The organism is Sphingobium sp. V4 (assembly GCF_029590555.1).
Taxonomy (GTDB): domain Bacteria; phylum Pseudomonadota; class Alphaproteobacteria; order Sphingomonadales; family Sphingomonadaceae; genus Sphingobium.
This window is the reverse complement of record NZ_CP081002.1, coordinates 599,048-611,802: the sequence shown is the minus strand read 5'-3', so window position 1 is coordinate 611,802 and position 12,755 is coordinate 599,048. Positions and strand designations below refer to the sequence as shown.

Below are 12,755 nucleotides of genomic sequence, written 5' to 3'. Positions count from 1 at the left end.
AGAAGCCCGCTATGAGACGGGCGGCAGAAAGCAGATCGAAGGAAAAGAGCAAGTGGCCAAAGCCGCGCTTACGAAGAATGAGGTCGGACGAAATTCGCGGGCGTTGGAGGCAGAGGAAACCCGTTTCAACATATTGGAGGTTGCGACGGCGGAATTTGCCGACAAGGGACTGAGCGGTGCGCGGATCGACGAGATCGCGGAACGGACCAATTCCTCCAAGCGGATGATCTATTATTATTTCGGCGGCAAGGAAGGGTTGTATCGCGCGGTTCTGGAGCGGGCCTACACGGCCGTGCGCGAGATGGATGCCGACGATCGGCGCGATCATCTGGATCCCGACGCGGCGTTGCGCGATGTCGTTGGTGCGACCTTCGATTATCATAACCAGCATCCAGAATTCGTCCGGCTGGTAATGAACGAGAACATTCTGCGGGGTGCCCATGTCGGCGAGATCCCGGGTATCAAAGAACGTAATCGCAAGGTCATCGATCATCTGCGCGGCATTATGGCGCGGGGTGTGGCCGGCGGTCAGTTTCGCGAAGGCATCGACCCTGTCGAACTGCACATGACGATCAGTGCCCTCTGCTTCTACAATGTTTCGAACCGCTATACCTTTTCCTATGGCTTCGAACGCGACATGAGTTCGCCCAAGGCGCTGGCGCGCCGCCGCATGAGCGTGATCGACGTGATCGAAAGCTGGTGTCGACGCTGATTGGACTTGCCTGCCAGATCGCCGACGGCTAATTATGTACGGAATAGTTCGCGTAATAAAATGCGGACCAACGGGAGAGAGAGATGCGAGAGCGAAAAGCCCCGGCCTTTGTCCGGGTGATGGCCATGGCCCTCTTGGCAGTGACGGGCGTGGCGCGGGCGCAAAGCCCGGCGACCTCGCCCGAACCGGCGCTGGGTGATCCGATGCCTGAACGCGTCGTGAACTTTGCCAATGGGGTCAAGGTCAGCACGGACATCAGTTTCTCGACGGTCCCCGGCTATCGCCCGATCACGCTCGATCTTTATCGCCCGAAAGGCGATGGCCCATGGCCGCTCGTCATCTATGTCCATGGTGGCGGCTGGATGGCGGGGCATACGCGACAATCGGGTGCATTCAGCGACTTTACCGCCGTTCTCGCCGATCTGTCGGCCCGGGGTTATGTGGTGGCGTCGCTGGAATATCGGCTGTCGGGAGAAGCGCCCTTTCCGGCCGCGATTGACGATGTGCGCTCCGGCATCCGTTTCCTTAAGGCCAATGCGAGCAGTTATGGCATCGATGCGAAGCATGTCGCGATCTGGGGCGGTTCTGCGGGTGGGCAGTTGGCGGCGCTCGCGGCGCTCGATTGCGGTCACGCCCCAGGCGGCGAGGACAAGAGCAATATAGGGGAAAACGACTGCGTGCAGGGCGCGGTCGGCTGGTATGGCGTGTATGACTTCGCGACCATGCCGCAGTCCGCCATTCCCCGCGCCGAAAATACCTATCTCGACTGCATTAAGGGCGCCTGTCCGCCAGAGCGGATTGCGGCGGCCAGCCCGGCTTCGCATGTGGATGCCAAGGATCCACCAATGCTGCTGATCCACGGCACGGAGGACAAGACCGTGCCGGTGACCCAGTCGCAGGAATTGGCGGCGAAGCTGAAGTCGGCGCATATCCCTGTCACGCTCGAGATCATTTCCGGCGTGGGGCATAGCTGGATCGGCGCGGACGCAGCGGCGACCCGCGCGGCCAGCCTGCGGGCGCTGGACCTGACATTCCGCTTCTTCGATGCGCAGTTGAAGGCCGGGCGCTGATGCGTTGCATCGCGCTTGCCATTGGCCTGCTGGCGATCGCGTCAGCGGCTTCTGCGCAGATTATCGAGCGTCCGGCGGGCGATCCCGTGCGGACCGAAGCGGGACTGGTGGCTGGGAAGATTCTGCCGTCGGGTGTCCGCGCCTGGCTCGGCGTGCCCTTCGCCGCGCCGCCGGTGCGCGATCTGCGCTGGCGCGATCCCCAGGCTCATGCGCGCTGGGAAGGCATCTGGAATGCCGATCGTCCGGCGCCCGAGTGCATGCAGTCGCTGCGCGGGCGGACCATCAATCATTATTTCGGGGAAGAGGCGACCAGCGAAGATTGCCTCTATCTCAACATCTGGTCCCCTCCTGGGCCACCTCTGGCGGGCCGCCGCCATCCCGTAATCGTCTGGATCTATGGCGGCGGCTTCAATGTCGGTTCGGCGTCCATGGCGAATTATGCGGGCGAACCGCTTGCCGCCAAGGGTGCGGTTTATGTCGCGATAGCCTATCGCGTCGGGCCGCTGGGTTTTCTGGCCCATCCCGGCCTGACGGTCGAAGGTCAGGGCAGTTCGGGCAATTACGGTCTGAAGGACCAGATCGCGGCCCTGCAGTGGGTGAAGCGCAATATTGGCGGTTTCGGTGGCGATCCGGCCAATGTGACGATAGCGGGGCAGTCGGCGGGATCGATGTCCGTCTCGCTGTTGCAGGCGAGCCCGGCGGCCAAGGGTCTGTTCCACCGCGTCGTGGGTATGAGCGGCAGCGCATTGGGCGACCTGATGGCGCCCGTGCCGCTGGCCGAGGCGGAGCGCGAGGGACTGGATCTGCAAAAGGCGCTGGGCGCACAGTCGATCGAAGAGATGCGCGATGTCCCGGCGGACCGTCTGATTGCACTGGCCGCGCCGCTGCGCCGCCGCCCCATCGTGCTGGACGAACATGTCGTGCCCCTGCCCCCCAAACAGGCATTTGCCCAAGGGCGGCAGGCCGATGTGCCCGCGATGATCGGTTTCACCCGCGACGAGTCCTTTCGGTCGTTGGGCCCCATTGCCGACATGACCGATTATCAGCGAGCCATCCGGGCCACATTCCCGGCCAATGCGGAGCAGATTCTGCGCGCATATCCCGCCCGGACGTTAGAGGAGGCCCGTCGCGCGGCTCGCGACGTGGAAAGGGACATGACGCTGGGTTCGCAGATGGCGGCCTGGGCGCAAGCACAGTCGAGCGGCAAGGCGCCGGTTTTCGCCTATTTCTTTACCCGCACCCATCCCTACCGGCCGGGCGTTGCCTTTGCCGATCATGATCCCGCGACTGTCGGCGCCTATCATACCGCCGATGTGCCTTATTGGCTGGGAACGCTGGAGAGCCTCAACCGCTTCCGCTTGACACGCGACTGGACGCCCTATGACCGGCAATTGTCAGATCGCATGATGGACCGGTTGCTGGCCTTTGCGCGCAACGGAAATCCGGGGAACGACTGGCCCGCCTGGCAGGCTGCCCGGCCGCGACTGCTTCTCCTTGGCGACGGAGTGGCACCGGACAAAAGCGGCATGATCGATTGGCCGCATTTCAGGACGCTGCCCCTGCTCAGCGACAATGTCCGGCCGGCGGCCCCCGCCGATCGACCGAGGATCAGGGATTGAAGATGATGATGGACCTGAACAGGCGCGCCTTTTTGACCGGCGGGGGTGCGGTCTTCGCGGGATGGACCCTTGGCGCAACGGCGCTTGCGGCAGGTGTGGACGAGCCGGGCCTGGAATTTGTCTACGAGGCGATCGTGACGCTGGAGCCGACCGTCGAGGTCGGGCGGACGCCGCTGGGCACGCGGCGGCGGGTGCCGATTACGGGCGGCAGCTTCAGCGGGCCGCGCATCCGGGGCAAGGTTCTGGCGGGCGGTGCCGACTGGCAGTTGCAGCGTGCGGATGACTGGACCGTGATAGAAGCTGATTACATGATGCAGGCCGACGACGGCACGCAGATCCATGTCCGCAATGTCGGCCTGACCAACAGCCGGGTGCCAGGAGCGGCGCAGCGTTATCTGCGCACTATCCCCAGTTTCGAGGTGCCGGATGGTCCTCATGCCTGGCTCAACCAGGCCATCTTCGTCGGCACGCTGGGACCGCCGCCGGCGGATGCGCCCAAGCCGTCCGTGCGTATCCGCGTCTATCGCGTGACCTGATGCGCGGGGCTTTGGCAACCTGTGCTGCGCTGGCGATACTGCTGGCGGGCTGCGCGCCCGTGCCGGCAAGGCGCCTTGACACCAACGCCGGTCCTTGCAAGTCGACCGGGCAATTTTCCTTCGTCTGCGGAGCGATGAAGCCGGAGGATCTCGCCGTCATCCCTGGCACCCGCTGGGTCATTGCGAGTGGTTTCGCGACCGGCGCGGGGCTCAAGATCGTCGACAGCCGCACGCGCAAGGCGGCGCTGTGGTTTCGCGGTGAACCGGATCAGGTCGACCGTGACCCGCATTATGCGGATTGTGATGCCCCACCTGATCTGGCGCTGTTCACCGCGCGAGGACTGAGCCTGCGTCAGACGGGCGCGTCCGCTGCGCGATTGCTCGTGGTCAATCACGGGGGCAGGGAGGCGATCGAGGTCTTTGACGTGAATTTCGACGATGTCGACGCAGCGCCCCGGCTGCGTTGGCGGGGTTGCCTGTCCATGCCCCCTGGTCATGTCGCCAACAGTGTCGCTTCCTACAGCGATGGAACCGTGCTGGCGACCGTACTTACCCGGCCGGGAACCAGCATCACCGATTTCGTGATGGGCCGGGTGACGGGCGGCGTTTATGAGCGCAAGCCTGAAGATCTGGCGTTTCGCCTGCTGCCAGGGACGGAGTTGCCCGGCAATAACGGCCTGGAAACCGCACGCGACGACAGCGGATTCTATGTGATAGCCTTCGGCCTGCGCGAAGTCGTCTCCTATGCGCGGCGGGATAGCCGGGCGCCGTTATGGCGGGTGCAGGCGCCCGAATTCATGCCCGACAATATTCACTGGGATGGCGATCGGCTGTTGCTTGCGGGCATGGTCCGGGATGAACCGGCTTGTGGCGGCTTGCGCAAGATCGTGAATGGCGTTGCCGATGGCATGACCTGCCATCGCGGCTATGTCGTGGCCCAGCTCAACCCCGCGACGCGTGGCATGTCCGTGGTGGCTTATGGAGCGCCCGATGCCCTGTTCAATGGCGTTTCCGCGGCGGTCGTCGTCCAAGATGAACTGTGGCTGGGTTCCTATCAGGCGGATCGTATCGCGATCCGGAGCCTTCGCTGAAAACCGATGTACCATTTGGTACATTTCACTTGCACCGGTTCGTTCTTCGGCGTAAAGCTGATTCTGCAAGATCAGGAAGGACATCCTGACGCGCATTGGGGAGGGAGGGGTCGACCATGGGCCAGCGTTTCATTCATGTTCTGAACGGACCCAATCTCGACCTGCTGGGTGTGCGCGAACCCCATATTTATGGCCAGGAAACCCTGGCCGATGTGGAAGCCGCCTGCCTGCGTGAACTGGATGGAAGCGGCGTCAGCCTGGTATTCCGCCAGACTAACGCCGAACATGAAATGATCGGCTGGTTGCATGAGGCAAGGGCGGGAGCCTTCGGGATCGTCATCAATCCAGCCGCCTTTTCCTATGCGGGCTATCCGGTACTGGACGCGCTCAAAATGTGTGATTGTCCGATCATCGAGGTTCATATTTCCAATATCCACAGGCGCGAGGAGGAATGGCGATCGCGCTCCATCATGACCCGGTCGGTCACGGCCATTGTGTCGGGTATGGGTATCGACGGCTATGCGTTGGCGGTGCGCCATCTGCTCCAGATCGACCGGCGGAACGCAGCATGAGGACCGCGACCGACATGCTGCGGCCTACCCGCGCGCGGCTGGGCGTGCTGGCGCTGATAAGCGTCGCCACCATGCTCAATTATATGGACCGCGCCGTGATGGGCGTCGCCGCGCCCGCCCTGACCGCGGAACTGAAGGTTTCGCCGGAGATGATGGGTTTCATTTTCTCGGCCTTCTCCTGGACCTATGTCGCCGCACAGATACCGGGCGGGCTTCTTCTGGACCGGCTGGGCACGCGTATCACCTATGCCGGATCGCTGATCCTCTGGTCCTTCTTCACCCTGCTCCACGGCATCGCGGGTAATGTGGCAATGTTGTTCGGCTTCCGTCTCGCGCTGGGCGTGGCGGAAGCGCCTTGCTACCCGTGCAACAGCCGCATTCTCAGCAGTTGGTTCCCGCAGGACGAGCGCGCGAGGGCCAATTCGGTCTATGCTGTGGGGCAATATGCGGGGCTGGCCTTTTTCAGCCCGGTTCTCTTCTGGGTCGTGGGGAGTTTGGGCTGGCGCGCGCTGTTCCTGATCGCTGGCGCGCTGGGCATGGCCTTTGGGGTGCTGCTCTACGCCCGCTATCGCGATCCAGGCGAGAGCCTCCGCGTGAACTCGGCCGAACTGGAGCATATTCGCCTTGGCGGTGGACTGACGGTGACGAAGCAGGAAGTGAAAATCCCGTTTTCGTGGTCGAATGTGCGAAAACTGATGAGCAAGCGGCAGATATTGGGTGCTTCGATCGGGCAGTTTTGCGGCAATTCTACGCTTGTCTTCTTTTTGACCTGGTTCCCGACCTATCTGGCGACTGAGCGGGGCATGGATTGGCTGAAATCGGGAACCTTTGCTATTCTACCATATATTGCCGCGTCAGCAGGGGTGCTGCTGGGCGGGCAGGTATCCGATTTGCTGATCCGTCGCACCGGGTCTGCCAATGTCGGTCGCAAGCTGCCGATCGTTGTGGGGCTATTGCTGGCGTCGACGATCATCGCGGCCAATTATGTCCAGAGCAACACGCTGGTCATTGCCATCATGTCGATCGCCTTTTTCGGCCAAGGTATGGTCAATCTGGGTTGGACGCTGATTTCAGACGTTGCGCCGCGGCAGTTCATCGGCCTGACCGGGGGCGTGTTCAACCTCTGCGCTAATCTGGCCGGGATCGTGACCCCGATCGTGGTGGGCCTGATCGTGGGTCAGACTGGCTCCTTCTATGGCGCGCTGGCCTTCATCGGAATGCTGGCCCTGATCGGAGCGGCGGCCTATATTTTTGTTGTGGGGGATGTGCGCCGGGTGGAACTAGACTGAAAGGCAAACGCGGCACCAGCGCGCATCAAATAATATACGAACTGGTTAGTAAAAAAAGGGAGGATGGAATGAAGACCGCTTTCAATATGCAGCTTCGCCTCGGCGGATCGCTGGCCGCCATAGCGTTGAGCGCCGGCATCAGCCCGGTCTGGGCTCAGGACCAGGCCGACCCAGCTGCCGCGATCGCACCGCCGGCCACGGACGCCGCAACTGATCAGGCCGAAACCGCCGACATCGTCGTCACCGGATCACTGATCGCGCGTCCGAACAATGTCGCGGTCAGCCCGATCGTCACCGTCTCCGACGAGCTGGTGCAGCAGAGCGGCCAGATAACGCTGGAGGATTCCCTGAACCAGCTGCCCGGCTTTACCCCGTCGGGCAATGCCGGCACGGGCGGACAGGGCGCCGGTGGTCGCGCCACGCTCAACCTGCGCGGCCTTGGTTCCAACCGCAATCTCGTGCTGCTTGATGGGCGCCGGCTGCCCTTGTCCGACATCAACGGCAATGTCGACATCAATATACTGCCTGAATCGATCATCGGATCCGTCGATGTCATCACCGGCGGTGCGTCCGCGATCTACGGGTCGGACGCCATGTCTGGCGTGGTTAATTTCAAGACAGACAAATATTTCGACGGCGTCCGCGCCGACATCCAGAATGGCAACAGCTTCCGAGGCGATTATGGCAAGTTCAACGCCTCGCTGGCGCTGGGCACGAAGTTTGCCGACGATCGCGGCCGCTTGATGCTGGCCTTGAGCTATGGGCAGCGCGATCCCCTGTCGGGTTCGCAGCGCGGCTTCTTCGCCGACAAGGTACCGTCCTCCTTCATCGGGACCGGTGCGTTCGTGCCTGACGCGCTCAACCTGCCGAGCCAAGCGGCGCTGAACGGCGTTTTCGCCCAATATGGTGTTACCAATCCGATCAACCGGACGCTGAACCTCGGCTTCAACAATAATGGTTCGCTCTTCGTCCAGACCGGCGCGATCAACTATCAGGGACCGACGTCCGGCGCCTATGCCGTTGTCGGCGGCAATGTGCGTATGCCTGTGGGGCCACAGTTGCAGATACTGAACGCGTTTGAGCGCAAGTCGGCCTTCGCCAAGGGCGAATATGATATCACCGACTCGCTGACCGCTTACGGCCAGTTCCTCTATGTCGACTCCACCGTCACCACCGAAAGCGGCGGCAGCCTGACGCAGTTCGCACCCTTCACCACCATTCCCGTCACCAACCCCTTCATCCCCGCCGACCTGCGCACGTTGCTGGCGTCGCGCGCCAACCCTACCGCGCCATTCCGCTGGAGCGCACGTTACATCGGCGTGGGCGACAAGGGATGGGACGAGAATTACCGGGTCCAGCAATATCTGGGCGGCTTGAAGGGCACGATAGGCGGATCGTGGAAGTTTGACGCCTTCGCTTCCTATGACGAGACGGTTCATAACCAGTCGATGTTCAATGCGGTGCTGAAATCGCGCGTGCAGACCTTGCTCAACGCCCCCGATGGCGGCGCGTCGCTCTGTGCGGGCGGCTTCAATCCCTTCGGCATCGCCAACGCAAGCAGCCTGTCGCAGGCGTGCCAGGATTATGTGACGGCGACCATCAACAGCCACGAAAGGCTGACCCAGACTCAGGTGCAGGGCCAGGTCAACGGGCCGCTGTTCAACCTGCCTGCAGGGCCGGTCCAACTCGCCCTGCTCGCCGGCTATCGGAAGAATAACTATAAATATGATCCGAGTTCGGATCTGGTGTCCAATAATGTCGAGGCAGTGGTCGGCTCGAACCCGGCACGCGGGGAGATCAGCGTCAAGGAATTCGCGGCGCAGGTGGACATACCCCTGTTGTCCGACACGCCCTTCTTCCATGAACTGGGCGTCGGCGCGGCCTTCCGCTATTCCGATTATAATCCGACCGGCAGCGTGAAGAGCTATGAATTCGACGCGCGCTGGCAGCCCGTCGAAGCACTGCTGATCCGCGGCAGTTACCAGCGGGCCGTGCGCGCGCCCAATATCGGCGAACTCTTCTCGCCCGTCACCGGATCGCAGTTGGCAATCGGTACGCCGCCTGCCGCGATCGGCGATCCTTGTGATATCCGTTCCGCCGCCCGGACGGGCGCCAATGGTGCGCAGGTCCGCGGCCTTTGCCTGGCGCAGGGTATTCCGGCCGCCGCAATCGACGCCTATCAGTTCGCGACCACCGCGACCGGCGGCAATATCCAGGGCAACAGTGCGCTGACACCGGAGAAGGCGAACACGTTTAACGTCGGTTTCGTCTTCAATCCGAAATTCTCGTCGCCCTGGCTGTCGGGCTTTTCCTTCTCGGTCGATTATTACAACATCAAGATCCGCAACGTCATCTCGACCATCAATGGCCTGACGGTGCTCGCCAAATGCTACAATCTGGACGGATCGAACAGCGGCTATTCGAACAGCAACGAATTCTGCCAGCTCATCCAGCGCGACCCGACCGGGCAACTGGTGGCCATCGCCCAGCCCTATCTGAACTTGGGCGCGCTCGACACCGACGGGGTCGATGTGCAGGTGAACTGGTCGCTGCGGCTGTCCGAAGCCGGTATCGGCGATGGATCGGGCAAGTTCTACGCCTCCTCGGCCATCGGCTGGCTGAACCATTACAAGGTCCAGACGCTGCCTGGCAGTGCGTCGCAGGATTTTGTCGGCACCAGCACGCCCGGTCGACCGCTGCCCAAGTGGAAGGCGCTGACCACGGTGGGCTACAGCTCTGACGTGTTCGGCATCGGCCTGCGCTGGCGCTATCAGGGTAAGCTGCGCGACATCAGCGCGATCACGACGCCGGCGGCCGAGCAGGTGGGGGTGAAGCCCTATAATCTGTTCGATGTCTTCTCGACGCTGGACGTCACCGAAAATGTCCAGTTCCGCGCCGGCATCACCAATCTGTTCGACAAGGGTATCCCCTTCGTCGCCAGTTCGCAGAACGGAACGGATGCGGGCACCTACGACATGGTCGGACGGTCCTTCTACGTCGGCGCGAAATTCAACTTCTGACCTTGGTCCGCCTCCGCCGCCCGGGTGGCGGAGGCGGATTTCCTCCTTTTTGGATTTGACGACATTGACCCAATTCCGCCCTGCCACGGAGCGATATCTGACTGGTCTGATCGGTCGCGATATCCAAGCATCCCTGTCCCCCTGGCTGCATGAAAGCGAAGCTGACGCGCAGGGTATTCGGCTGGTCTACCGTCTGTTCGACCTTGCAGTGGAACAGATGGCGGCGGACGATCTGCCGCGCCTGCTCGATGCCTTGCAACTGTCGGGCTTCGCCGGGGTCAATGTCACGCACCCCTACAAGCAGGCGATCATCGCGCATCTCGACGAACTGTCACCGCAGGCCCGGCAGATCGGATCGGTCAATACGGTCGTGTTCAGGGATGGCCGTCGTTTCGGTTTCAACACGGATGTCACCGGCTTCGCGGAAAATCTGCGATCGGGCCTGCCGCCGGCGGCGCGCTTTGACCGGGTGGTTCAAATGGGTGCCGGGGGCGCGGGAGCGGCGACCGCCCACGCACTCCTCGATCTGGGCGTGGGCGAGTTGTCCCTGTTCGATCCCAATGCGCAAAGGGCAGAGGAGCTATGCGTAGCGCTTTGCGGCACATATGGCGCGGGCCGGGCCATTGTGGGGCAGGATCTGGCATCGGCTGCAGGTGCGGCCGACGGGATCGTCAACGCAACGCCGCTCGGAATGAGCGGCTATCCTGGATCGGCAGTGCCAAAGGCGTTGCTGCGTCCCGAATTGTGGGTAACGGACATCGTCTATTTCCCGCTTGAAACGCAGTTGCTGCGTGAAGCGAAAGAGGTCGGCTGCACGACGCTCAATGGGAGTGGTATGACCGTGTTTCAGGCCGTTGGCGCCTTCGAACATTTCACCGGGAGGAAGGCCGATCCCGGCCGCATGGCGGATAACTTTCGGATCGCGCGGGAAGGGGCATGAGCAGCGGAGGCACATGCGCATGATATTCGGCATCGCCACGGTTTCGCTCAGCGGGACACTGGAGGAAAAGCTGCGCGCTGCTGCTGCGGCCGGCTTCGATGGTGTCGAGATATTCGAGAATGACCTGATCGCGTCCCCGCTGCGGCCACGAGAGGTGCGGTCTCTGCTGGATGACCTGGGTCTTGCCTGCCTGCTCTATCAGCCCTTCCGGGATTTCGAGGGGATGCCCGGCGTTCTGCGGCAGCAGGCTCTCGACCGGGCCGAGGCGAAATTCGACCTGATGGGAGAATTGGGGACGGATCGCATCCTGGTCTGCTCCAACTGTTCGCCGCAGGCGCTGGGCGAACGCAGCCGGATCGTCGCGGATCTGCGGGAGTTGGGTGAGCGAGCCGCGAAGCGCGGCATCGTCGTCGGCTATGAGGCGCTCGCATGGGGGCGTCATGTCTTCGATCATCGCGATGCCTGGGCGATCGTCGAGGAAGTGGATCATCCGTCCATCGGCATCATTCTCGACAGCTTTCATTCCCTGTCGCGCGCCATTCCCAGTGACAGCATTCGCGCCATTCCGGCTGACAAGATCGCCTTCGTGCAACTGGCGGATGCGCCGAAACTGGACATGGATCTGCTCTACTGGAGCCGCCATTTCCGCAATTTTCCGGGGCAGGGCGGGCTCCCCGTCAGTGAATATGTCGCAGAGATACTGAGGACGGGCTATCAGGGGCCGCTGTCGCTCGAAATCTTCAACGATCGTTTCCGCGGCTGGTCTGCCGACCTGATCGCCGCCGACGGCCTGCGTTCGCTGCGTCATGTCGAAGATGCCGCCAGTCGCCAACTGGGACGTCCCTCTCCGGTGCCGCCTCCGCCGGACAGGGTGCGGCCAGAATTTGTCGAGTTCGCCGTGGAAGCAAAGGACGTGCGCGCTCTGGAGGGCATGTTCCAGTCGCTCGGTTTTACCAGGACCGGGGTGCATCGCACCAAGGCCGTCACGCGATGGCAGGCCGGGTCGGTCAATCTCGTCATCAATGCGGATGCCGTCGGTTTCGGTCACGGGTTCGCGGTGACGCATGGCGCGTCGATCTGCGCGGTGGGGCTGACGGTGCCGGATCGCGACGCCGTGGCTGCGCGCGCTGCATATCTGGGTATCAAGGCGGTCGACGACGAGGAGGCGCCAGGCAATTTGTCGGTTCCGGCCCTGCGCGGCATCGGAGGCAGTCTCGTCTATCTTGTCGGAGAGGACGACGTCGCGGCCATGTGGGCGGAGGAATTTGCGCCGACAGGCGAACTGGCTGATCCACGTCCCCTGACCATCGATCATCTGGCCGCAGTCGTGCGGATCGAAGAATATCTGTCCTGGCAACTCTACTGGCGATCGCTCCTGGGGCTTCAGCAGAGCTTGCAGTCGGATGTCATCGATCCGTCCGGTTTGGTTCTCAGCCAGCCCTTGCAGTCAGCCGACGGGGCGCTGAGGCTGACACTCAACGCGTCGGAGGCGACCGGAACGCTCTCGTCGCGCTTCGTCGAACATAGTTTCGGCGGCGGCTATCAGCATATCGCCCTCGGCACGTCGGACCTTGTGGCCAAGGCAAAGAGGTTGGCGGAGAGCGGGGCGGAAACCTTGTCCCTTCCCGACAATTATTATGCCGACCTGTCCGCGCGATTCGGATTCGACGCGGACATAAGGGCCAGACTGGCCGGCGCGCATATTCTATATGATCGCAGCGGGGAGGGCGAATATTGGCAACTCCACAGCCGTGCCTTCCAGAAGCGCTTCTTCTTCGAATTTGTGGAGCGCAAGGCGTATGAGGGCTATGGGGCGCCCAATGCCGGGATAAGGCTGGCCGCACAGGAGCGTTTCAAGCCAGGCGTGCTGTGAGCCGGATGTGCAGACATGGGGGGAGGAACGCAG

General features: G+C 62.5%; 10 protein-coding genes. All 10 read left to right on the top strand.

Annotation, left to right across the window (positions count from 1 at the left end; all coding sequences use genetic code 11):
* Positions 1-52 precede the first annotated feature (52 nt).
* The 10 genes from K3M67_RS18480 (at position 53) to K3M67_RS18435 (ending at position 12,722) form a co-directional block, all read left to right on the top strand.
* The gene (locus tag K3M67_RS18480; RefSeq protein ID WP_084438918.1) at positions 53-712 is read left to right on the top strand and encodes a TetR/AcrR family transcriptional regulator; all 660 of its coding nucleotides are present in this window, start codon (positions 53-55) and stop codon (positions 710-712) included.
* 83 nt (positions 713-795) lie between these two features.
* Positions 796-1,782, top strand: a complete 987-nt coding sequence (locus tag K3M67_RS18475; RefSeq protein ID WP_285833703.1) for an alpha/beta hydrolase — start codon at positions 796-798, stop codon at positions 1,780-1,782.
* Positions 1,782-3,401 (top strand): carboxylesterase/lipase family protein, encoded by a 1,620-nt coding sequence (locus tag K3M67_RS18470; protein ID WP_285833702.1) that lies wholly within the window; start codon positions 1,782-1,784, stop codon positions 3,399-3,401. The genes K3M67_RS18475 and K3M67_RS18470 overlap by 1 nt, the downstream gene beginning before the upstream one ends.
* 2 nt (positions 3,402-3,403) lie before the next feature.
* On the top strand, positions 3,404-3,937 hold the full coding sequence (locus K3M67_RS18465) for a DUF3237 family protein (protein WP_285833701.1): 534 nt from the start codon (positions 3,404-3,406) through the stop codon (positions 3,935-3,937).
* 11 nt (positions 3,938-3,948) lie between these two features.
* A complete protein-coding gene (locus K3M67_RS18460; protein WP_285833700.1) occupies positions 3,949-5,028 on the top strand; it encodes a hypothetical protein in 1,080 nt (359 codons plus the stop codon).
* A 116-nt stretch (positions 5,029-5,144) separates the two neighbouring features.
* The gene (locus tag K3M67_RS18455; RefSeq protein WP_066854822.1) at positions 5,145-5,600 is read left to right on the top strand and encodes a type II 3-dehydroquinate dehydratase; all 456 of its coding nucleotides are present in this window, start codon (positions 5,145-5,147) and stop codon (positions 5,598-5,600) included.
* Positions 5,597-6,889, top strand: coding sequence for an MFS transporter (locus tag K3M67_RS18450; RefSeq protein WP_066854819.1), 1,293 nt, complete (start codon positions 5,597-5,599; stop codon positions 6,887-6,889). Before K3M67_RS18455 ends, K3M67_RS18450 begins: the two co-directional genes overlap by 4 nt.
* Positions 6,890-6,957: 68 nt before the next feature.
* Positions 6,958-9,909, top strand: a complete 2,952-nt coding sequence (locus tag K3M67_RS18445) for a TonB-dependent receptor domain-containing protein (RefSeq protein ID WP_285833699.1) — start codon at positions 6,958-6,960, stop codon at positions 9,907-9,909.
* Positions 9,910-9,973: 64 nt separating this feature from the next.
* Positions 9,974-10,849, top strand: a complete 876-nt coding sequence (locus K3M67_RS18440; protein WP_285833698.1) for a shikimate dehydrogenase — start codon at positions 9,974-9,976, stop codon at positions 10,847-10,849.
* Positions 10,850-10,868: 19 nt separating this feature from the next.
* A complete protein-coding gene (locus tag K3M67_RS18435) occupies positions 10,869-12,722 on the top strand; it encodes a bifunctional sugar phosphate isomerase/epimerase/4-hydroxyphenylpyruvate dioxygenase family protein (RefSeq protein ID WP_285833728.1) in 1,854 nt (617 codons plus the stop codon).
* Positions 12,723-12,755: the final 33 nt, after the last annotated feature.